The 23,006-nt window shown below is 59.9% G+C and carries 18 protein-coding genes; 5 read left to right on the forward strand and 13 right to left on the reverse strand.

Features of this window, described 5'->3' with window-relative positions; genetic code table 11:
• Window positions 1–130: 130 nt before the first annotated feature.
• The 6 genes from pepN to AACY07_RS15495 form a co-directional block, all read right to left on the reverse strand.
• Window positions 131–2,788: an aminopeptidase N gene (pepN, locus tag AACY07_RS15470; RefSeq protein ID WP_339475812.1), complete on the reverse strand. Its 2,658-nt coding sequence runs from the start codon at window positions 2,786–2,788 to the stop codon at window positions 131–133.
• 12 nt (window positions 2,789–2,800) lie between these two features.
• Entirely contained in the window at window positions 2,801–3,631 is an 831-nt protein-coding gene (locus tag AACY07_RS15475; RefSeq protein ID WP_339475814.1) for a DUF2797 domain-containing protein, read from the reverse strand.
• Complete coding sequence (locus AACY07_RS15480; protein ID WP_016780738.1) at window positions 3,628–3,888, reverse strand: YeaC family protein; 261 nt, start codon at window positions 3,886–3,888, stop codon at window positions 3,628–3,630. The genes AACY07_RS15475 and AACY07_RS15480 overlap by 4 nt, the downstream gene beginning before the upstream one ends.
• A gap of 125 nt (window positions 3,889–4,013) precedes the next feature.
• Window positions 4,014–4,886, reverse strand: a complete 873-nt coding sequence (locus tag AACY07_RS15485; protein ID WP_339475818.1) for a rhomboid family intramembrane serine protease — start codon at window positions 4,884–4,886, stop codon at window positions 4,014–4,016.
• Window positions 4,883–5,854, reverse strand: coding sequence for a metallophosphoesterase (locus AACY07_RS15490; RefSeq protein WP_133079236.1), 972 nt, complete (start codon window positions 5,852–5,854; stop codon window positions 4,883–4,885). Before AACY07_RS15490 ends, AACY07_RS15485 begins: the two co-directional genes overlap by 4 nt.
• Entirely contained in the window at window positions 5,854–6,744 is an 891-nt protein-coding gene (locus tag AACY07_RS15495; RefSeq protein ID WP_095000386.1) for an NAD(+) kinase, read from the reverse strand. The genes AACY07_RS15490 and AACY07_RS15495 overlap by 1 nt, the downstream gene beginning before the upstream one ends.
• 110 nt (window positions 6,745–6,854) lie before the next feature.
• Between AACY07_RS15495 and AACY07_RS15500 the strand changes: the two genes are divergently transcribed.
• Window positions 6,855–7,811, forward strand: coding sequence for a DUF1853 family protein (locus AACY07_RS15500; RefSeq protein ID WP_339475822.1), 957 nt, complete (start codon window positions 6,855–6,857; stop codon window positions 7,809–7,811).
• Window positions 7,812–7,905: 94 nt separating this feature from the next.
• Window positions 7,906–8,454: a cytochrome b gene (locus tag AACY07_RS15505; RefSeq protein WP_339475825.1), complete on the forward strand. Its 549-nt coding sequence runs from the start codon at window positions 7,906–7,908 to the stop codon at window positions 8,452–8,454.
• A 675-nt stretch (window positions 8,455–9,129) separates the two neighbouring features.
• Here AACY07_RS15505 and AACY07_RS15510 read toward each other — a convergent pair.
• Window positions 9,130–10,044, reverse strand: coding sequence for a 1-aminocyclopropane-1-carboxylate deaminase/D-cysteine desulfhydrase (locus AACY07_RS15510; protein WP_339475827.1), 915 nt, complete (start codon window positions 10,042–10,044; stop codon window positions 9,130–9,132).
• 172 nt (window positions 10,045–10,216) lie between these two features.
• Between AACY07_RS15510 and mrdA the strand changes: the two genes are divergently transcribed.
• Window positions 10,217–12,112, forward strand: a complete 1,896-nt coding sequence (gene mrdA / locus AACY07_RS15515) for a penicillin-binding protein 2 (RefSeq protein ID WP_339475829.1) — start codon at window positions 10,217–10,219, stop codon at window positions 12,110–12,112.
• A gap of 47 nt (window positions 12,113–12,159) precedes the next feature.
• Here the strand turns inward: mrdA and AACY07_RS15520 are convergent, their stop codons facing one another.
• Window positions 12,160–14,202, reverse strand: coding sequence for a c-type cytochrome (locus AACY07_RS15520; protein ID WP_339475831.1), 2,043 nt, complete (start codon window positions 14,200–14,202; stop codon window positions 12,160–12,162).
• Between the two features lie 390 nt (window positions 14,203–14,592).
• Here AACY07_RS15520 and AACY07_RS15525 point away from each other — a divergent pair, with 390 nt between their 5' ends.
• On the forward strand, window positions 14,593–15,588 hold the full coding sequence (locus AACY07_RS15525) for a GlxA family transcriptional regulator (RefSeq protein WP_339475833.1): 996 nt from the start codon (window positions 14,593–14,595) through the stop codon (window positions 15,586–15,588).
• Between the two features lie 131 nt (window positions 15,589–15,719).
• Here AACY07_RS15525 and AACY07_RS15530 read toward each other — a convergent pair whose 3' ends face one another.
• Window positions 15,720–16,961 (reverse strand): MFS transporter, encoded by a 1,242-nt coding sequence (locus AACY07_RS15530; protein WP_445261387.1) that lies wholly within the window; start codon window positions 16,959–16,961, stop codon window positions 15,720–15,722.
• A 311-nt stretch (window positions 16,962–17,272) separates the two neighbouring features.
• Window positions 17,273–18,484 (reverse strand): M24 family metallopeptidase, encoded by a 1,212-nt coding sequence (locus AACY07_RS15535; RefSeq protein ID WP_339475837.1) that lies wholly within the window; start codon window positions 18,482–18,484, stop codon window positions 17,273–17,275.
• Between the two features lie 905 nt (window positions 18,485–19,389).
• Here AACY07_RS15535 and AACY07_RS15540 point away from each other — a divergent pair.
• Entirely contained in the window at window positions 19,390–19,827 is a 438-nt protein-coding gene (locus AACY07_RS15540; RefSeq protein ID WP_339475840.1) for a YqaA family protein, read from the forward strand.
• Between the two features lie 20 nt (window positions 19,828–19,847).
• On the opposite strand, the gene AACY07_RS15545 is transcribed toward AACY07_RS15540, so the two are convergent.
• From AACY07_RS15545 to AACY07_RS15555, 3 genes are all read right to left on the reverse strand, one after another.
• Window positions 19,848–20,834, reverse strand: a complete 987-nt coding sequence (locus tag AACY07_RS15545) for a hypothetical protein (protein WP_339475842.1) — start codon at window positions 20,832–20,834, stop codon at window positions 19,848–19,850.
• Window positions 20,835–21,256: 422 nt separating this feature from the next.
• The gene (locus tag AACY07_RS15550; protein ID WP_133078545.1) at window positions 21,257–22,123 is read right to left on the reverse strand and encodes an ABC transporter permease; all 867 of its coding nucleotides are present in this window, start codon (window positions 22,121–22,123) and stop codon (window positions 21,257–21,259) included.
• 18 nt (window positions 22,124–22,141) lie between these two features.
• Window positions 22,142–23,002 (reverse strand): ABC transporter ATP-binding protein, encoded by an 861-nt coding sequence (locus AACY07_RS15555; RefSeq protein WP_019822430.1) that lies wholly within the window; start codon window positions 23,000–23,002, stop codon window positions 22,142–22,144.
• Window positions 23,003–23,006 lie beyond the last annotated feature (4 nt).

Consider the following 23,006-nt stretch of genomic DNA (forward strand, 5'->3'; position numbering starts at 1 on the left):
TTGTTCACTTAAGCGATTTGCGCCTCTGTGGGAGCGGGCTTGCTCGCGATGGCATCAACCCAACCTGCCTGCCAGACCGCAGCGTCTGCATCGCAGGCTAGCCAGCTCCCACATTTGAAAGTGAACAGGTTTACGCCAGGCTTTTGCTCACCACTTCAAACACGTCGCTGGACAGCTCACCCGAATTGCGGATGCGTTCCAGTTCCGCTTTCATCAGCGCCTGACGGGCGCCGTCATATTTGCGCCAGCGGGTCAACGGCGCCAGTTGCCGCGATGCAATCTGCGGATTGAAGCCGTTGAGCTGGATCACCAGGTCCGCCAGGAAGCGATAGCCCGAGCCATCCGCGGCATGGAAGTTGATCAGGTTCTGTCCGGCAAACGCACCCACCAGAGCCCGCACTTTGTTCGGGTTCTTGAGGTTGAATGCAGGGTGCTCCATCAACTCGCGCACACGCTGCAGGCCACCCGGCAGGGTGCTGCCGGCCTGCACGCTGAACCACTGATCCATGACCAGTGGATTGTCCTTGAAGTGCTCGGCAAAGCTGGCCAGCGCCGCGGCTTTTTCAGCCTCGTATGGCGAGTTGACCAGTACCGCCAGCGCCGTCAGGCGCTCGGTCATGTTGTCGCTGTGCTCGAACTGCTCCAGAGCCGCCGCCAGCACCTCTGGCTTACCGGCAAGCATCAGGTAAGACAGCGCGATGTTTTGCAGCGCACGACGGGCGAAGTGTTCGGCTTCAGCCACGTATGGCGTGACTTTCGACACTTCACGGTTAGCCTGGTAGCGAGCCCACAAACCGTCGAACAGGCTGTCGGCCAGTTGCTTGCGAGCGAACTCACGAGCGATGTGGATCGCTTCAACGTCCGCCACGTCGCTGATTTCAGTCAGGTAGGCTTCGCCCGGCAACGACAGCATTTCAGCGACCATGGCCTGATCCAGCGCCTGATTGCCCAGCACACTGCGCAAGGCTTCTACCAAACGCGAATCCATCACCAGTGCTTCACCGCGCTGATGTTGCCCAATCAATTCCTGCAGCACGTGCACCGACAGTTGCTGGCCTGCATCCCAGCGGTTGAAGCCGTCGGTATCGTGCTGCATCAGGAACATCAGTTGGTCGCGGCTGTAGGCAAAACTCAGTTTCACCGGTGCCGAGAAACCGCGCAGCAACGATGGCAACGGCTTTTCGTTGATACCGACAAACGTGAACGTCTGCTCGGCCTCAGTCACCGACAGTACGCGGCTGGTGCCCTCGGCAGTTGCTTCGCCCGTCAGTTGCAGGGCAATTTCAGTGCCCTGGGCGTTCAACAGGCCCAGCTCGACCGGAATCACGAACGGCAGTTTTTCAACCTTGTCCGGGGTGGCCGGGCAGCTTTGGGCAAAGGTCAGGCTGTAGGTTTTCTGCGCGGCATCGTAGTGCTCGCTGACGGCAAGACGCGGAGTGCCTGCCTGGCTGTACCAGCGTTTGAACTGGCTCAGGTCGGCGCCGTTGGCATCTTCCATGGCCTTGATGAAATCATCGCAAGTCACGGCCTGGCCGTCATGGCGCTCGAAGTACAGATCGCTGCCTATGCGAAAGCCCTCGGCCCCCAGCAAGGTGTGGATCATGCGCACCACTTCAGAACCCTTTTCGTAAACGGTCAGGGTGTAGAAATTGGAGATTTCGATAAAGCTGTCAGGGCGCACCGCGTGAGCCATTGGGCCCGCGTCTTCAGCGAACTGGTGGGTACGCAGATAGGCCACGTCCTGAATGCGCTTGACCGTGCGCGAGTTCATGTCCGCCGAGAACTGCGAATCACGGAACACCGTGAAGCCTTCCTTGAGCGACAGCTGGAACCAGTCGCGACAGGTCACGCGGTTGCCCGACCAGTTGTGGAAGTACTCGTGGGCCACGATGGCCTCGACCCGCTGGTGAGCGGCATCGGTCGCGGTCTCGGCGCGGGCCAGTACGGCGCTGGAGTTGAAGATGTTGAGGCCCTTGTTCTCCATCGCGCCCATGTTGAAGTCGTTCACGGCGACGATCATGAAAATATCCAGATCGTATTCACGACCGTAGGTTTCTTCATCCCAGGCCATGGACTTTTTCAGGCTGACCATGGCGTGCTGGCATTTGTCGATGTTTTCCGGCTCGACATAAATGCGCAGTGCAACCACGCGGTTGCTCATGGTGGTGAAGCTGTCTTCAACGCACCACAGATCCCCCGCTACCAGCGCAAACAGGTAGGCCGGTTTCATGAACGGGTCTTCCCAGGTTGCCCAGTGCCGACCGTCTTCGTCGGGACCGCTGGCAATCGGGTTGCCGTTTGACAACAGGATCGGATAGCGGTGCTGCTCGGCCACCACGGTGGTGGTGAACTTGCTCATCACATCGGGACGATCTAGGTAATAGGTGATCTTGCGAAAGCCTTCGGCTTCGCACTGGGTGCAGAACATCCCGCCGGACTTGTACAGGCCTTCCAGCGCAGTGTTGGACTCGGGATGGATCTTGACGCTGGTGTCGACCACAAACTGCTCGGCGGTCGGGTGCAGGATCAGATGGCTGTCGCCCAACTGATAGTCATCATCCGCCAGTTCGATGTCGTCGAGGCTGACTGACAGCAGCTCAAGCTGCTGACCGTCCAGCACCAGCGCCGGCAACCCCGCGCCACGTGCCGGGTTGCGACGCATCACCAGTTGCGCATGGACCAGGGTGTGGTCCTCGAACAACTCGAAGGTCAGGTGCGTCTCGTCGATCAGGTACTCGGGCGCCTGGTAGTCCTTCAGGTAGATCATTTGCGGTTGTTCGGTGCGCATGCTGGAGTCCTTTTACTGATGCACGGCCAGTTGATAGGCCGTGTATTTGCGAATATTGATCACGCCTGTGTCAAAGATCAGGTACTGGCCCTTGATCCCCATCAGCGTGCCTTCCACGATCGGATCCTTGTCCAGATTGAAGCTGACGATCTTGCTCGGGTACTGCTCGACCGGGTAGCGAATCTCAATCGGCTCCACGTTTGACAAGGGTTGGACCGCTTGCAGGCCAAAACGCTCCTGCAGGGTTTTCATGCCTTCGGCACAGCTCTCGAACAATTGCTCACGCACGGCACTCAGGTCAACAGGCTCGGCATCGCCCTTGAGCAGTGCACGCCAGTTGGTTCGGTCGCCCACTTGCGAGCGGAACAGGTCTTCGACAAAGCCCGATTGCTGACGGGTTGCAACCCGCACGATCGGCAGCGCCTGGCTGGCACCCTGGTCGAGCCAGCGTGTCGGCAACTGGGTGGCACGGGTGATGCCGACCTTGATCCCCGAGGAGTTGGCCAGATACACCACGTGATCGGTCATGCAGAACTGCTCGCCCCACGACGGATCACGGCAAGTGCCTGCCTCGTAGTGGCAACGCTCCGGGCTCATGATGCACACATCGCATTGCGCCAGCTTGGTCATGCACGGGTAGCAGTAGCCCTGGCTGAAGCTCTTTTTGGTCTTGCGCCCGCAGTGAGTGCAGTTGATCTCACCCAGGTATTCCAGACGCAGTTTGGTGCCGATCAACGGATTGACCGGCACCTCGGTATCGCCCAAACGAAACGCATACTGAACGGTCGGCGTTTCAAGGCTTGCCGACATTTTGCTGATTGCACCACGGCCAATCTCAATCAATGGATGGCATCCGACTTGAACAGGATGTTAGGCACTGGCGCCGACTTGGAGCTGCACTCTTGCGGACCCATGTAACCGGTACGCTGGTCTTCAGGCAGGTTCTGCACTTCCCATGCAATCATCGCCTGCAACGACAGCTCGCGCTGTTCGGCAGTGAGTTTGTTGCCGTCTGCCCATTTGCCGATTTCAACGGCCAGTTTCAGGCTCTGATAGATCTCGGGGGTGATGTTTTGAATCATTTCGTTGAAAGAGGACATGGTTCGTTTCCACTCTAAAAAGTAAACCTGTAGTCGCTGCCACAGGCTGCGATAAGGTCCAAAGGACCTTCAAAAAAGCAGGGCCGCTGCGCAGCCCATCGCAGCCTGCGGCAGCGACTACAGAGTTAAGCCATCTGTTTGCGCCGCGCCCAGAGCCCGCCCAGCAAACCGGTCAGGCACCCGATCACCAAACCGCCCACATGGGCCGCGTTGGCAATCTGGCCAAAACCGATCATCGACACCAGACCCGACATGCACAGCGCCAGCCACACCAGCATCATCACCAGTACCCCGCGAGGCAGGTGATACAAAGGGTTTGGCGCCATCATCTGGTAAATCCAGACATGCCCCAGCAGCCCGTACAACACCCCGGACAACCCGCCAAACAGGCTCGGGCCACCAAACAGGTACTGGGCGAAGTTGGATACCAGGCTGAACAACAGGCTCAAGCCAATCAGGTTGATGCTGCCCTGGCGCATTTCAATGCGCCGCCCCAGCTCCCAGTACCACATGCAGTTCATGGCAATGTGCAGAAAGCCGAAGTGGATCAGCATCGGGGTGAACAATCGCCACCACTGCCCCGACGCCAGGCTGTCGGACAGCGGGACAAACTGGATGTACTGGCCTCGAATGCTGAAGTCGAGAAAGGTCAGCCCGCTCAGGGCCGACAGGTTGTCACCCAGTTGCGTCACTGCAGCCACGATCACACACAGCAGCAACACCACCGCCGTGGCCGGGCTGGCACGCAGTTGCTGGGCAAAACCCGGCCGGGGCATGGCCGCCGGGCGTTCAACGATGGGCAGTTCGTGCTCCGGATCACCCACAGGAAAACGCTGGTACAAACTGCGCACATCATCGGCGATGGCCTCGGGCGCCCACAACACCTGCTCGCCCGCTTCCTCGCTGACCCGATGCGGGACCTGCATGCGCCTGAGCAAGGCAACAAAGCCGCTAAGGTCGACGGACAGCGGCAAACGTAATACAGCTACAGCACTCATTGAATGGCCTCTGGGCGATCTACATTCACCCATACGAATTTGTTCGGATCGAGCCGGGTTTCCTGATCCAGACGGTATGCCACCAGCTTGCCGTACAGCACCGCGCTGTAATCCAGGCACGCCAGGTTGGGGCGGATCGGCGCAGGCCGACCACTGCGCCAGTAGTGACCGACAAACAACAGCGGCTCATCAATGCCGTAGCGTAACAAGGCGCTCTTCTCGGTTGAGGACAGCGGTTGTTGCGCCACGCGATCAGGTAGCGCGTCAGGCTGGAACACGATATCGCCGTAGGTCTTGGGGTCGTCTTCCCAGAACTTGGTGCGAAAGAACGCCCGCGTCAGGCCATCACCACCCGTCAGGGTCATGCCGCCCGGCAGGCGCATGTCCGTACCGCGCAAGAGTCGGTTGAAGCTCATGTTGGCAAAACTGTCCGGCATGCCGGCCGCCTGCAAAAACGCCTCGTCGATGCAGCCATCGGGGTATTGCGCCCGCAAGGTGGCAATCACCTCGGCGTCCCAGCAGGCGTGCACCACCCGGAAACGCCCGGCGTCGACAAACAGCGGCATGTCATAAAACCACTGCACGAACTCACGCCATTCAGCAGGGTACTGGTCGAACTGCTCGAGGGTTTCGTGGATCAGCCGGGCATGGCGCGGGGTGTGCTCACGCACAAACTGCCTGCCACTTGCGGCGGGCGCGGGTGTGCACCAGCCCAGCGCGTTGAATTCATGGTTGCCCATCAGGCACAGGGCCTGACCGGACCTGACCATGTCGTAAACAATATGCAGCGACTCGCGAATGCGCGGGCCGCGATCAATGATGTCACCCAGGAACACCGCCATCCGTTGCGGGTGTCGCCAGATACCGGCGAGTTTGCGATAGCCCAGACGCTCCAGCAGGTGCTCAAGGGTATGAGCACAGCCATGCACGTCACCGATCAGATCGTAACTGCGCGCTGGATCGAGCATCAGTCAGCCCTGCCGCCCAGTCGGCTACCCCAGCCAAGCTTGGTCCGACACACTTCATAGTAGTTGTGGTCCAACGGGTGAATCAGGCGCAGCTTCTGCGCTTTTTTGCTGACGTTGATGGTGTCGCCCGGAGCACAGGTGAAATGGTTCTGACCATCGCACGAGACTTGCGGGTAGATCTGCATGTCCTTGGCCACGACGATTTTCAGCTCGCTGTTGCCATCGACCACAATCGGGCGACTGCTGAGGGTATGGGGGTACATGGGCACGATCACAATGGCGTCGAGCTTGGGGTGCATGATCGGGCCGCCCGCGGACATCGCGTAGGCCGTGGAGCCGGTGGGCGTCGCCACGATCAGGCCGTCGGCCTTTTGGCTGCACACGAACTGACCGTCGATATGCAGTTCGAACTCGATCATGCGCGTGGATTTGCCAGGGTGCAGCACCACGTCATTCAGGGCGTCGCCCTGGCCGATGGCTTCACCGTGACGGCGAACTTCGGCTTGCAGCAGGAAGCGGTTCTCAACCAGGTAGTGACCGTCGAGCACCTCGGCCACTTTGACTTCCAGCTCATCCGGACGGATGTCCGTCAAAAAGCCCAGGCTGCCACGGTTGATGCCCAATACCGGGACGTTGTGGCGGGCCAGTGCGCGAGCCGCGCCCAACAAGCTGCCATCGCCGCCGACCACAATCACCATGTCGCAGACTTCGCCGAGCATTTTGCGCGACGAGGTTTGCAAGCCATGACCGGGCAACACCTCGGCGATGGTGTCTTCGAGGATCACGTGCATGTGCCGCTCAAGCAGGAATTTTTTCAGTCGGCGAACCGTGTCGAGCACTTGGGAGCTGCCCAGACGACCTATGATGCCGATATTGCGAAATTGCTCCATGGGGCTCCTGCGGGATTCAATGCGTGCGAAAACAACGATTATGGGCGAAAGACGACGATAGACAAAACCCTTTCAGCCCCCGGGGTCTGGCAAACAGCTATGCTCGCTCAATGACACTCTTTCCCGACTTGCTCAACCTGCCCCACCAATTGCGTCACCCTGAGGTGCGCGACCTGGCGTGGGTGATTCTCGCCCCACCGATGCTGAGCCGCACACCCTGGCCCCAACGTCACCCATTGGCAGGCAGCGACTGGGTCCAGGCCCCGGAGCAGCTTGAGCACTGGCTGCGCGAGCTGGACCGGTGCAGCGAACCGCTGCAGCACTGGCTGGCACTGGCGACCACCCGGCGCCTGGGGCGCTACTACGAGCGCCTATGGCAATTTGCCGTGCAGCACGCGCCGGGCGTCGAGCTGATTGCGGCCAACCTGCCGATCCGGCTTGGCGGGCATACCTTGGGGGAACTGGACCTGCTGGTGCGTGACCGCGAAGGTGTGCATCACTTGGAACTGGCGATCAAGCTCTACCTCGGGCCTCAGGACGCAGACGGCACGGACCCTGCCCAATGGCTCGGCCCCGGCAGCAATGACCGGCTGGACCGCAAGCTCAAGCATTTCAGCCAGCATCAGCTCCCCATGTCCAGCCGCCCCGAAAGCCGCGAAGTCCTTGCCAGCCTTGATGTCCAGACGTTCAGCGCGCACCTGTGGCTCGGTGGCTACCTGCTGTATCCGTGGCCGGGCAAGGCACAGGCCCCGGCAGGCGCCAACCCCCAGCACCTGCGTGGCAGCTGGCTGCATCAGCGCGACTGGCCGGCGTTTATCCGCCAGAGCCCTGCCGGTTGCTGGCAGCCCTTGCCCCGTCATGCCTGGCTTGCCCCGGCACTCTATGGCCCCGAAGGGATATGGACGGCGCAACAGCTCGACGTGTGGCTTGCCGAACTGCACCCCCAGGCACCGGCCCAACTGCTGGTCCGTCTGGTGCAGAACAGTGAGGGCGACTGGGAAGAAGCCGAACGTTTGTTTTTAGTGTCCGACCTTTGGCCAAATGTGCCGGGCAACCCAGAAAGCTGACGTATCTCAGTGCGAAATCGCCCAACTCGCTTAAAGTACAGGGACTCCGTCACACAAGAACGGAGGCTTCAGACCTGAACTGTGAGGAAACACCATGTCCTGGAAAAGCACCGCCCATCACTACAGTCGAATGTCCATCGCCCTGCACTGGCTTATGGTGTTGTTGTTTGTCTTGATCTACGCCGCCATTGAGTTTCGCGGGATCTTTCCCAAGGACAGCGCCGGTCGCAACCTGATGAAAGACGCGCACTTCATGCTCGGCTTGACCGTCTTTGCGCTGGTCTGGCTACGGTTGCTGGCCCGAACCCTGGGCGTCGCGCCAAAAATCACCCCAACCCCGCCTGCCTGGCAAACAGCACTGGCCACGCTCATGCACTGGGCGCTGTACCTGTTCATGATCGCCATGCCGGTACTGGGCTACCTGGTGTTGAGCTACAACGACAAGCCGGTGTTCTTCTACGGCGTCGATATCCTGCCACTCACCGCCAAGGACCCTGACTTCGCCAAGCAGATCAAGAGCTGGCACGAACTGGGCGGCACCATCGGTTACTGGCTGATCGGCCTGCATGCCGTTGCAGGGCTCGCGCACCACTACCTGATCAAGGACAACACCCTGCTGCGCATGCTGCCTGGACGCGGTTAAACCTGCAGGAGCGGGCTTGCGCGGCAAAACGCAGCGCCTGCATCGCGAGCAAGCCCGCTCCCACATTGATCTTGCCGTCAGGGACATCACCCAACCTGTGGGAGCTGGCTTGCCTGCGATGGTATCCCTGCGGCTTGCCTGACAGACCGCAGCGCCTGCATCGCGAGCAAGCCCGCTCCCACATTGATCTTGCCGTCAGGGACATCACCTAACCTGTGGGAGCTGGCTTGCCTGCGCTGGTATCCCTGCGGTTTGCCTGACAGACCGCAGCGCCTGCATCGCGAGCAAGCCCGTTCCCACATTGATCCTGCCGTCAGGGACATCACCTACCTGTGGGAGCTGGCTTGCCTGCGATGCTATCCCTGCGGTTTGCCTGGCAGACCCCAGCGCCTGCATCGCGAGCAAGCCCGCTCCCACATTGATACTGCCGTCAGGGACATCACCTAACCTGTGGGAGCTGGCTTGCCTGCGAGGGTATCCCTGCGGTTTGCCTGACAGACCCCAGCGCCTGCATCGCGAGCAAGCCCGCTCCCACATCGATCCTGCCGTCAGGGACATCACCCAACCTGTAGGAGCTGGCTTGCCTGCGATGGTATCTCTGCGGTTTGCCTGGCAGACCGCAGCGCCTGTAGCGCGAGCAAGCCCATTTTCACATTGATCCTGCATTCGGGGTGATTACGCAAACCCCCGGCGGCCTTGCAAGCCGCCGGTGTGGACAAACACCAGACGCATCCCCCGCGCAACGACCCCTTCCTTGACCGCCTGTTCCAGCGCCATCAATGCCTTGGCTGTATACAAAGGCTCCAGCGGCAAGCCACAGGCCGCTTCGCTGTCCTGAATAAACCCCAGTAATTCGTCATCGACCCTGGCAAAGCCACCGCGACTGGCCTCTAGCAACTGAAAATTGCGCTCCGTTGCCCCGCCCGCCTGCAAAATGGCCTCCACCTGTGGCGCGACACCGTGATCCAGTGGCACCGCCAGCGCGCCATACACACACCGCGCACCCTCCTCACCCAGCACCAGCCCGGCCAGGGTCGTTCCGGTGCCTGCCGCCAACCACCAGCCGTCGTAATCATCCCAGCCCACATCCGCCAGCTGACTGCGCACCCTGCTCACCAGCGACTTGCATCCCGAGGCTCCCGCCAGCCCGCCACCGCCCTCCGGCACCTGATGCAGCTTCGGGTACATGGCCTGCCAGGGCTGCCAGAAGCCGGGTTCATGGCGGGCCCGATAACCGGCAAAACCCAGCCAGTGCAACTGCATGCCATAACGCTCAAGGTCCAGCGTGGTGGGGGTTTGCTGAGGATGACCACGCAACAGCCCCACGGTGGCAAAGCCAAAACGCTTACCGGCTGCCGCCAGGGCATGCAAATGATTGGAATGGGCGCCCCCCAGGCTGATCAACCCTTCAGCCCCCGCGGCATGGGCCGCCAGCAAGTGCTCGGTGAGCTTGAACCACTTGTTGCCGCTGATCAGCGGATCGATCAGGTCCAGACGCAGCACGGCCACCTCAACCCCTGCCTGTTCCAGCCAGTCAAGGTGCAGGCGCTGCAAGGGCGCATGGGGGTGCCAGTTGATCAAGGGCAGCATTGATGGGGGCTCCGTTTGAAAAAGTGCAGTTTACAGCCACAACAGCCCGTCGGCTTTCATATACAAGCCAACCAATAACCTGACTCGACATCAGGCTTCTTGGTAAGGTGTGCGCCGAATTTCGCAGCCTGGCTGGCTGCTGCTATCTGTTGACTCACGCGAGACACCCCACATGCCCGAACCGATCCCTCTTAAAGATCACGAAAGCGAAAAACGCCTGGTCAATAAAAGACTGATCGCGTGCGCGGGGCTGGTGCTGGCCATCAGTTGCGCGCTGATCGGCCGTATGTATTTTTTGCAGGTCACCGAGTTTGACTACAACTCCACGGTCTCCGAGAACAACCGCGTACACGTGCTGCCAATCCCCCCTGAGCGCGGTTTTATCTACGACCGCAATGGCGTGCTGCTGGCCGATAACCAACCCAGCTTCAATATGACCATTACCCGCGAGCGGGCCGGGGATACCGCCAAAGTGCTGGACTCGGTGATGAGCATCCTGCATTTGCCTGACGAAGACCGGGCGATATTTGCCAAGGCCATGAAGCAGGCGCGCCACCCGTTTGATCCCTCCACCCTGCTGTACGAGCTGACGGAAGATCAAATTGCCCTGCTGGCCGTGAATCAATTCCGCCTGCCAGGTATCGATGTCGAGGCACAGTTCGTACGCCATTACCCCCAGGGCGATCACTTTGCCCATTCGGTCGGTTATGTGGGGCGTATCAACGAAAAAGAAGCCAAACAACTGGATGCCACCCAGTACCGGGGCACGCAGTCCATTGGCAAGACCGGCATCGAACGCTTTTATGAAAATGAACTGCACGGCAAGGTCGGCTTTGAAGAGGTCGAAACCAACGCCCAGGGCCGGGTCATGCGCGTACTGCGCCACACCGATGCCGTGGCCGGTAAAAACATCGTACTGAGCCTGGATATCAAGCTGCAGGAAGCTGCCGAAGAAGCCCTGGGCGATCGTCGTGGCTCGATCATTGCCCTGGACCCGAAAACGGGCGAAGTGCTGGCCATGGTCAGCAAACCCAGCTTCGACCCCAACCTGTTCGTGACCGGCATCAGCTCCAGGGACTATTCGAGCCTGCGTGATTCCATCGACAAGCCGCTGTTTAACCGGGCCTTGCGTGGCCTGTATGCACCCGGCTCGACGATCAAGCCCGAAGTGGCGATTGCGGGCCTGGACAGCGGCGTGATTTCAGCTTCGACCCGGGTATTTGACCCGGGCTATTTCCAGCTGCCCAACGTTGATCACAAGTACCGCAACTGGAACCACAGCGGCGATGGCTGGGTGGACTTGAACGCGGCAATCATGCGCTCCAACGACACCTACTTTTATGACCTGGCCTCCAAACTGGGCATCGACCGCATGCATGACTACATGGCGGAGTTCGGGCTTGGGCAGAAGGTGTCCCTGGACATGTTTGAAGAGTCGTCCGGCCTGATGCCGTCCCGTGAATGGAAGCGCAGCACCCGCCGCCAGGCCTGGTTCCCCGGTGAAACCGTCATTCTGGGGATCGGCCAGGGCTACATGCAGGTCACCCCCCTGCAACTGGCCCAGGCCACCGCATTGATTGCCAACAAAGGTGTATGGAACCGTCCGCACCTGGCCAAAACCGTTGACGGTACGCCGCCGGTGGATGAGCACCCGATCCCCAATCTGGTGCTGCGTGATCCCCGGGATTGGGATCAGGTCAACCACGCCATGCAACTGGTGATGCACGACCCGCGCGGCATCGCCCGGGCAGCGGCCCAGGGTGTGCAATACCGGATTGCCGGCAAAAGTGGTACGGCACAGGTGGTGGCGATCAAGCAGGGCGAGCGTTACAACCGCCTCAAAACCGCCGAGCGCAATCGCGACAACGCCTTGTTTGTAGGCTTTGCGCCAGCTGAAGATCCCCAGATCGTGATTTCGGTGATGATCGAAAACGGCGAAGCCGGTGGCCGGGTGGCGGGGCCCGTGGTGCGCAAGGTGATGGACGCCTGGCTGCTGGACAACCAGGGCGTGCTCAAACCGCAATACGCCAGCCCGCAGGTCAAGGCGCACCCGACCCCCCATGTTTGAAAAGCACCCCAGCCCTCTCCTTCCGTGAGAGGGCGCGGGCTTTTACCTCAATACCGTGCATCCACCGGCTTGCCGCCTTCAGGCCAATCCTTGGCCTTGTCGACAAAGTCAGGCCGTGTCTGATGGGAGAAGTACTGCGCCACATCCACCGCCTCCTGATCCGATAGCCCACCCTGCCCCAACGGGAATTTTTCGTGGAAGCCGATCGGCATGTTGCGTTTGACGAACGCCGCCGCCGTGTACGTGCGTGCCATGCCCGCGCCGATATTGAACGACTCGTCCCCCCACAGCGGCGGGTACACAAAGCTGCCGTCGGCATGCTTCAGGCCCTGGCCGTTGTCACCGTGGCACACCGCACATTGCTGCGCATAAATCACCTTGCCGTTTTCAGGATCGGGCTTGATGGTGGGATCAACCTTGCCCACGCCCCGACCTGCCACTTTGTCGCCCGCAACGGTGTTCATTTTCATCCAGTCAAAATACGCCACCATCGCCTGCATATCTGGTGAGGCCACCGGCAACGGCTTGCCATCCATCGAACGGCGAAAACACCCATTGATCCGCTCTTCCAACGTCACTTCCTTGCCCGCACGCGGCGCATAGCTGGGGAAGAACGCCGACACACCCACAAACGGAGAGCCATCAGCCACGGTGCCCGCGTTCAGGTGGCAACTGGTGCAATTAAGCGCATTGCCGACGTTGTCCGCCAGCAACGCCTTGGTTTGCAAGTGCAAGCGCATGCCGCGCACCACCTGGTCGGCATTGGCAGCGCTGAGCAGATTGGCCAGTCGCGGCGTCACAAACGCGCTCTCGTCAGTGGTCTGGGGGTTGAGCTGCTTGCGCATGCTGGCCACTTGCGCGGGCTTGATCGCCGGGGCGTCATTACCCCAACTGCTGCGCACAAAACTCAGGATTTCGGCAATTTCATCATCCCCCAGGCGCGCAAACCCGGGCATGGTGTAAACCCGTGGGTGCGTCGCAGTTTGCGGGGTTTTCCAGCCGGTCAGGGTGATGTGCAACAGGGTGGTCGGGTTAGCCGCCACGATCCCCGGGTTGCCGTTCAACGGCGGGAACATGCCTTTGACACCCCCTCCATCCGGGCGATGGCAGTCGGCACAGAACTGCGTGTAGCCCAACCCGCCACGGCTGGTAAACAGCGTGTCCGGCGCCTTGGCAGGTTCGATTGCCACAGCAGGCATCGGCAAATCATCCTTGCCCGGTGGCAGCGACTTCAAGTAACTGGCGATGGCGGTCAAATCCGCGTCGGTGAAATGCTGGGTACTGTGATGAATGACGTCGGCCATGTTGCCCGAGACCGTGGCAAACCGGTTTTGCCCGGTTTTGAGCAACTGCACCGTGTCCTCCACCGTCCACAGGTTGCGCAGGCTCAAGGCGCGCCATTCTTCAACGGTTTCACCCGCCAGGTAGTGCTTGCCACTGCGCCCCCCATCGTCCAGGGCCTTTTCCTGGAAGGCGATGCCCCGAGGCGTGTGGCAGGAACCGCAATGCCCCAGGCCCTGCACCAGATAAGCCCCCCGGTTCAGCTCGGCACTTTTGCCAGGGTCGGCAACGAACGGCTGTTGGTCGACAAAGGCCCAGTTCCATAGCGCCAGGCCCCAGCGCTGGTTGAACGGAAAGCCCATGTCCGCCTCGATATTGGCCATTTTTACCGGCGTTACGTCCTGCATCAGGTAGGCGTAAAGCGCGCGCATATCCTCTTCGCTCATCTTGGCGTAGGACGGATACGGCATGGCCGGGTACAGGTTCTGCCCCGCAGGCGTCACCCCTTCGCGCATGGCCCGGTCAAATTGCTCAAAGCTGTACTGACCGATACCGGTCTCGGGGTCTGGCGTGATGTTGCTCGAATATATCGTGCCCATCGGCGTTTTCAGCTCCAGCCCACCTGCCATCACAGCCCCTCCCTGGGCGGTGTGACAGGCTATGCAGTCGCCAAGCCTGGCCACGTACTGGCCCCGCTCGATCAGGGATTTTTCGGGGACAGGGGCCGTTGTCGGCTCACCGGCCTGCACCTGAACAGTGCAAAACAACGTCAGGCCGACCAGCGCCAGACGTGGGAAGGTAGAAAGCATCGCGTTATTCCTTTAAGGCGTCGATCTGGGGTGATCCCCTCGAAACGGGCCGTGCTGGTATTGTTATTGACTCCTCACTAAGGGGTTGTACCGGCTTTTAAAGTCAGGGCGTTTGACCAGGGTCATGGCCGTGGCAACCAGGCAGCGCGAGCGCTGGCGGTACCTGTCGCCGACACCTTCAGCGGGACGGGGCCACACACGCCGGTCATCCTCGGGCCTCTGACGGCAATAATTTTTTTCGCAATAACAAGCTGTTAGCTGCTGGCACAACAAATGCTTCCTGACTCCCAAAGCACAGAACCTTGCATCCCCAGCCCCGGCCTGGAGATGCAACAACCTGCGTGAACCCCGACGCTAAACGCGTCCGGGGTCATCTAGAGGAGCGTAAGGATGGCAACGCCTGTTACAGCGTCACCGATCAACATGCCCACGGTAAAAACCGTGGGCTTTCTGGTGATACCAAACTTCACCACCATCGGTTTTGCCTCAGCCATCGAAACCCTGCGCATGGCCAACATGGCCGCCCGCTGTGAAATGTTTCGCACCGTGAGCATCGCCCCTACCCTGGACCCGGTCACTGCCAGCAATGGCATGCGCATCCTGCCCGACCATGTGGTGGGTGATGGGCCAAAACTGGACATTTTGCTGGTGGTGGGTTCAAACCCCATCGTGTCCCACCTCAGTAGCCGGCCCGTGCTCAACTGGCTGCGCAAGCTGGCACACGAAGGGGTCGCGCTGGGCGGCATTTGCACCGGAAGCTACTGGCTGGCACGGGCCGGTTTGCTCAAGGGTTATCGTTGCACCATTCACTGGGAAGACATCGAGACCCTCAAGGACCATTTCCCGGGGATCATTATTTCCAATCAGCTATTTGAACTGGATCGCGACCGCTACACCTGCTCGGGCGGCGTGGCGTCGATGGACATGACCCTGCAACTGATCGCTCGCGAGCCGGGTGGCCGGGAAATCGCCGCCCATGCGGCCGAGCTGCTGCTGTGTGACCGGGCGCGGGGAGCGCAGGAGCAGCAACGGGTGCCGCTGCGCCAGAAGCTGGGGACCTCCCAACCCAAGCTCAGCCAGGTGGTAGCCATCATGGAAGCCAACCTTGAAGAGCCGGTCAGCCTTGAAGACCTGGCGCGCTTGAACGAGGTGTCGGTGCGTCAGCTGGAGCGCCTGTTTCACAAACACCTGCAGCGCACACCGAGCCAGTATTACCTGGAACTGCGCCTGGCCAGAGCGCGAAGCCTGTTGCTGCGCAGCGAGTCGCAAGTGCGCGACATCGCCCTCGCCTGCGGCTTCGTCTCGGCGGCGCATTTTTCGAAATGTTATAGCCGGTTGTTTGGGGTGTCGCCGATTGGTGAGCGCAAGCAAGTGGCGTTGCACTGAGCCCTGCCCACAGGCCAGAAAACCTGTGGGAGCGGGCTTGCTCGCGATGGCTTTGACGCGGTCTGACAATCAGTGCGCATCGAGCCATTCGCGAGCAAGCCCGCTCCCACAGGCGTATTTCAGCGGTGTGTTTAGTCTTGCAACGCGGTGTGCGCCGTCTCGCGACTGGCCAGCATCGCAACCAGCGCTACCGCAGCCGCTGCCAGCAAATACCAGGCCGGGGCCATTTTGTTGCCGGTCATATGAATCAGCCAGGTGGCAATAAACGGGGCAGTCCCGCCGAACACCGCGTTGGCCACGTTAAAACTGAAGGCAAATCCGCTGAAACGGACCCGGGTCGGGAAAATCTCGGCCAGGAAACACGGCAAGGTGCCGTCGTTCATGGCCAACATCGCGCCGAAGGCAATCTGAATCATCAGAATCACCAGCAGCGACGGGTTGCCAAGCATCCCGAACAGCGGAAATGTCAGCAGCAAAAACAGCACCGACGCGGTGACCAGCATGGTCTTTCGGCCATAACGGTCAGACAGCGTGCCCATCAGGAAAATCAGCCCGATATAGGTCGCCAGCGACACCGTCGAGGCAATAAACGAATCACTCTCGCTCATGCCCATTTCAGTCGACAGATAGGTCGGCATGTAACTGAGCAGCAGGTAGAACGCCACGGCGTTCAGGCAGGTCACGCCAATCCCGATCATCACTGCCCGACGATGCACCGTCAGCAATTCACGGACCGGAGCATGGGTCGCACATTCCTTGGCTTCCAGTCGCTGTTCCATTTCCAGGAACTTGGGTGAGTCCTGCAGGTGCACGCGGATATAGCGCCCTACCAGACCAAAGGGAGCCGCCAGTAAAAACGGCAGGCGCCAGCCCCAGTCGTGAAGGTTTTCGACGGTCATCAGCGCGTGCATTCCGGCAACAAACATCGCGCCAAACAGCAATCCGGCGGCGGTACTCGCGGGCACAATGCTGGTGTAGAAACCACGCTTGCCCTCGGGCGCGTACTCGGCCAGAAAGGCCGAGGCCCCTGCGTACTCCCCCGACGCCGAAAAGCCCTGCATCAGGCGAATCAACAGCAACAACGCCGGAGCCCACAGGCCGATATGGTTGTAGGTAGGCAGAATGCCGATGCAAAAGGTCGAAAGGGTCATGATCAGAATCGACCAGGACAAGGCACTGCGCCGCCCGTACTTGTCGCCAAAATGACCCCAGACCAGACCACCGATGGGGCGCACGATAAACGACAGGGCAAATACCGCGAAGGTCGCCAGCAGCCCTGTGGTGGTATCGGTTTGCGGGAAGAACGTCAGCGCAATGACAGTCGCCAGATAGCCATAGGCTGCGTAGTCAAACCACTCGACAAAGTTGCCCATAAAGCTGGCCGTGGCAGCACGGCGCAGCGCCTTGCGCTCGCTGAGACGCTCGGTTTGCTGCTCGGTTGTCAGAGGTAATGCCAGACTTGCACTTGGGATACTCATTGAGCACCTCCGGGGAAAGAGATGCGGGATAGGAAAACGGCAAGCAACGTCGGGACGCGGGACATGACAGATACCCTCATTGTGTTCTTTTTGGCAGGGGTAAACAGGTCAGAAAACGCTGCGTAATCTGCGTACGCATGCGCTGGTATCGAGCTTGGCAATTGTGTGGGAGCGGGCTGGCCCGCCCCCACAGGGTCATGGCAACACTACTTCTTGATGATGTTGTGCTGCGGGCCGTACGGGAAATGAGTGATGTTCTCCCCGCCCTGCTCGTTGACGATCAGGATGTCATGCTCGCGATACCCGCCCGCACCCGGACGACCTTCGGGAATCATGATCATCGGCTCGATGGACACCACCATGCCCGGCTCCAGCACCGTGTCGATGTCTTCACGCAGCTCCAGCCCGGCTTCGCGGCCATAGTAATGGCTGAGAGTGCCAAACGAGTGGCCATAGCCAAAAGTGCGGTATTGCAGCAGGTCATGCTCCAGGAAGATCTCGTTGAGTTGCAAGGCGATGTCCGAGCAACGCATGCCGGGCTTGATCAGCTTCAGGCCAGCCTCATGCACCTTCACGTTAACTTCCCACAGCCGCAGATGCTCATCCGAGCAGTGGTCCAGAAACAGGGTGCGCTCCAGCGCCGTGTAGTAACCGGCAATCATCGGGAAGCAGTTGAGGCTCAGAATATCGCCCTTGTTCACTTTGCGGGTGGTCACCGGGTTGTGTGCGCCGTCGGTATTTATCCCCGACTGGAACCAGGTCCAGGTGTCCATCAGCTCGGAATCGGGAAAGGTACGGGCGATTTCCCGCACCATGGTTTGGGTCGCGTGCAGCGCCACTTCATATTCGGGCACCTGATCACGCAGCGCTTCCACGATGGCCGCACCGCCAATATCGGCGATCCGTGCACCGTGGCGAATAATGGCGTGTTCTTCGGCTGACTTGATCATGCGCATGCGCATGCACGGCGCGCCAATATCCACCAGCTCGGCCTGGGGGTAACGGCTGGCGAGCTTGTCGCGATTGAGCAGGTTCATGTGATCGAACTCGATCCCGATGCGACCGGCCTTGGGCAGGGCCTGCTGGATCGCGACAAAGTAGTTATCGCGCTGCCAGTCGGTATACACAATATTGTCGGTGCCCATGGTCCGGCGCCACGGCTGGCCGCCGTCAATATTGGCGCTGATGGTGACTGCGCTGTCCTGAGTCACCACCAGCGCATAGTTGCGGCCAAACGAGCAGTACAGGAAATCGCTGTAATAGTTGAGGTTGTGATAGGACGTGAATACCGCAGCATCGATATTGTTCTGCGCCATATAGGCTCGCAGCTTCGCCTGACGGTTGGCGTACTCCTGAGCCGAGAACGTGGGAGAGACCTTTTCACCGTTTTTGATCTGGATGGTTTTCGGCATTTGCATGTCTTGGGTCCTTGTCTGTGATCGAGCATCAGAAGCCGCCGGCAGGCGGGTCGTTGAGGATCATTCGAACAGATACAAGAACGGTTTTTTTGTGCGAATCCGACCTGTAGTTGATCAGATCCGCTGTGCGAACCTGCCCTCCTCACAGCGCCGCCGGACCACGCCTTTGCGCGAGCAACTGTCCTCGCACCCTGTGGGAGCGGGCTTGCTCGCGATGGCATCGGCCCGGTTTGCCAGAAAGACCACAGCGCCTGTATCGCGAGCAAGCCCGCTCCCACAACACAAGGCCGTCGTCCATTATTCGTGGAAGTTCGCATGTTTGAATTAACCAGCTGTTTCTGGCCTGTTCCTGATGGCATTCGATGCCGCGTCAATCCTGCCCCCCTCACAGCGCCACCAGCTGGCATCACAAAACTTGTAGTCGCTGCAAAAGGCTGCGATAAGGGCCGCCTGACCACGCCTTTGCGCGAGCAACTGTCCTCGATCCCTGTGGGAGCGGGCTTGCTCGCGATAGCATCGGCCCGGTTTGCCAGAAAGACCACAGCGCCTGCATCGCGAGCAAGCCCGCTCCCACAACACAAGGCCGGCGCCCATCACTCGTGGAAGTTCGCGTGTTTGAATTAACCAGCTATTTCGGCCTGTTCCTGGCGGCATTTGATGCCGCGTCAACCCTGCCCCCTCACAGCGCCACCTGCTGGAATCACAAAACTTGTAGTCGCTGCAAAAGGCTGCGATAAGGGCCGCCTGACCACGCCTTTGCGCGAGCAACTGTCCTCGATCTCTGTGGGAGCGGGCTTGCTCGCGATAGCATCGGCCCGGTTTGCCAGAAAGACCACAGCGCCTGTATCGCGAGCAAGCCCGCTCCCACAACACAAGGCCGGCGCCCATCACTCGTGGAAGTTCGCGTGTTTGAATTAACCAGCTATTTCGGCCTGTTCCTCGCGGCATTCGGTGCCGCGTCACTCCTGCCCATGCAATCGGAAGCCGTGCTGGTCGGCATGCTGCTGTCCGGCAAGTACGTCGCCCTGACACTGCTGGTCGTGGCCACCCTCGGCAATGTTTTGGGTTCGGTCCTGAATTGGGTATTGGGCCGCTCGGTCGAGCGCTTTCGGCACAAACGCTGGTTTCCGGTCAGCGAGCAAAAACTCGACAAGGCCCGCGCGTTCTATCTGCGCTATGGCCGATGGTCGCTGCTGCTGAGCTGGGTGCCGATAATCGGCGACCCGCTCACCATGATTGCCGGCATCATGCGCGAACCACTATGGAGTTTCGTGGTGATCGTCACCCTGGCCAAGGGCGCCAGGTATCTGCTGTTGACGGCAGTCACGCTGGGCTGGACGTAAGCGACCAGCCCGCACTCACCTCAAACCGGGCTTGCAGTGATGCGTTGCTCCATCACAGGCGGGTATTCAGGCAGCCAGGATAGCGGCATCAGTTGATTGTATTTTTGATAGAACGAGGACTGAATCCGGCCGCGAATCTGCTCCAGCTGTTCAATCAGTTCCACCAGCGCTTGCTGCTGCGAGGCCAGACGAATTTCATCCTCAGCCACATCGCTCTCGGGCAATGTAATTGCCTGCAGCGCAATACGTTCACTGAAGTAAGCAGGCACTCGTCGACCATTGCGATGCAATTGGTTTTCGGCGCGATAGCATTGAACCAGCCCGGCCAAAATCATTTCAGCCTTGTTCAGGCCACTGGCCAGCCGGGGTTTCACATTGCGCTTTTCGTCCAGGGCCGACTGGTAGCTGACCAGTTGCTCATTGCACGCCAGAACATCGGACTCAAGCTTTTCAAGAAACTGCTGCTTGAGCGCCATCAGTTCATTGCGCACGTCGGCAATCTCGTCCTGATAGATCCCCAACGCTTGATTGCGGCGCTTTTGATGTTTTTCGAATCCCGAGTGATGCTCTGCCTTGTAGGCACACAATTCAGCCTCACGCTCGCGCACGCTGTACTCCAGGCGCTGCAGCCGTATCGCGTAATCGCTCACCAGGCTGTCTACGGCACGTTCGAAATCCTGGTCAACATGAGCACAGCGGCTCACCGTAGCGCCGATATCCAGGGCATCCAGACGATTTTGAACCGCTGCGATCCGCGACTCGGCCCATGCCAGGACCTTTTCCCGCTCCAGCTCAAGGGTCACACGGATGGTCTCTTCAGTCGCCGTCAGCCGGGTGGCTTCCTCAGGGGGATAGCCCTGCTCACCGTGGCGCCGGGCTTGCTCAACGATGTTGAGATCCCGTTTCAGGTGTTCAAACTCAGGCGGGACAAATAAAGGATTGCCAGTACGCTCGCGACTGCGATCAGCCTGCTCCAGAATGTTCATCAGTTTTTTGAATAACTGCATGGCGTTCGCTCCGAAAAAGAGGTCGTGAAGCCAAATCACCGATTTGAACGTAACGGCCGAGCTTGAAACTCGCCGCAATCGTCAGTGCCATCAAGCGATTCCGGGAAAATTCAGGAGATACATCAAGGAAGCAGCGAGGTGAGGATGATGCCTGCATCAAGCAGAGCGTGATCCGTGATCCCGACAGCAAACACTTAGGGAATAACCTTAGTGTCAAAATCATGCCAACGCCTGCCATGAATGACAAGCAATAAGTAGCACATAGCCATCAATCACGGGCATACGCTTGAAAAACGGGGATTTTTTGCGTTTAAACGACAACGTTTTTGCCGCAAGAACGGGCCAGAAAGTACAAAGGCCTGAAGAATCAGGCCGGCGGGAAATAATCCCGGAGCGCCTTCAAGCGCTCCGGATTTTGCACATCAGCGCTGCATGCCCCAGCGCTTGACCGTGACCCGCTCAAGGGTAGCGAACACCAGGTTCTCCACCAGCAAGCCGATCAGAATCACCACCGCCAGCCCGGCAAACACCTTGTCGGTGTACAGCTCGTTGCGGTTCTGGAAGATATACCAGCCCAGGCCGCCCTTGCCGCTCGTGGCGCCGAACACCAGTTCGGCGGCAATCAGCGTGCGCCAGGCAAATGCCCAGCCGATTTTCAGGCCGGCGAGGATCGATGGCAGCGCTGCAGGGATCAGGATAAACAGCACAAAGCGGATGCCCTTCAACCCATAGTTGCGCCCGGCCATGCGCAGGGTTTCCGAGACGCCGAGAAAACCCGCATACGTGTTCAGGGCCAACGCCCAGAGCACCGAATGCACCAGCACGAAAATCAGGCTGTTCTGCCCCAGCCCGAACCACAGCAATGCCAGTGGCAACAGGGCAATGGCCGGCAACGGGTTGAACATCGACGTCAGGGTGCTCAGCAAATCACGACCCAACTGGGTCGAGACCGCCAGCGTGGTGAGCGCAAACGCCAGAAGAATCCCGATCAGGTACCCCTTGAGCAGCACCACCATTGAAATGCCCACCTTGCTCAGCAATTCACCGCTGATCAGGCCGTGATACAGGGCACTGCTCGTTTGCAAGAACGTGGGCAGCAGCAGGTCGTTGTTCTGGTAGCGCGCCACCAGCTCCCAGAGCACGGCCAGCACGACCAGAATCAGGCTTTTGCGTAACCAGCCCTGCTGCCAGAGACGCTGGCCGAGGGGCAGTTCGCGCTCCAGCGGCACCGTCAGCAACGGCTCCAGGACCACTTCATACTCCTGGCGTACAGATGATGATTGGCTCATCGGGCAATCCTCCACGGCTCAATAAGCGATACGGATATCAGCGAAATTCAGGGGTTGTTCGTCAGTGCCTGCATCGGTTTCATCGAACAGCAGCCGATGAATGCGCCGCGCCGTGTGCTGGAACCCCGTACCACCCAGGCTGTGCAGATCGTACTGATGGCTGTTGATTTCAGCCCGCACACGCCCGGGGTGTGGCGACAGCAGCAAGATCCGGTTGCCCACCACCAGCGCCTCCTCGATGGAGTGGGTGACAAACAGCAAGGTAAAGCGCACCTCCTCCCAGAGCAGCAGCAACTCTTCCTGCATCTTGCGTCGGGTCAGGGCGTCGAGTGCGGCAAAGGGCTCGTCCATCAACAGGATTTTCGGCTGCATCGCCAAGGCCCGGGCGATCGCCACGCGGGCCTTCATGCCACCGGACAAGGTGTGCGGATAAGCATCGGCAAACGCTGCCAGGCCGACCTTGTCCAGATAATGCAGTGCCCGTTCCTCGGCTTCGCGCCGTGGCAGGGTTTTGGAGGCCAGCAAAGGGAACATCACGTTTTGCTTGACCGTCTTCCAGGGCGGCAGCTGATCGAACTCCTGGAACACCACCATACGGTCCGGCCCCGGTGCGGTGACGGCCTGGCCCTGGAGGCGGATCTGCCCCTCACAGGGTGTGTGAAACCCGGCGACTGCCTTGAGCAACGTCGACTTGCCGCAGCCCGAAGGGCCAAGCAGGATAAAACGGTCCGCCGGATCGATTTCAAAACTGACCTGGTGGGTCGCCCTCACCACACGTTGCGGCGTGCGGTACTCAAGGCTTACCTGATCGACCGACAACAGGGCGGGCCCTGTTGCGTTCAAGTGGCTGGCCGTGTGGCCTTGCACGGAGGCATTCATGGCT

Source organism: Pseudomonas sp. RL_5y_Pfl2_69 (assembly GCF_963970465.1).
Classification (GTDB): Bacteria; Pseudomonadota; Gammaproteobacteria; order Pseudomonadales; family Pseudomonadaceae; genus Aquipseudomonas.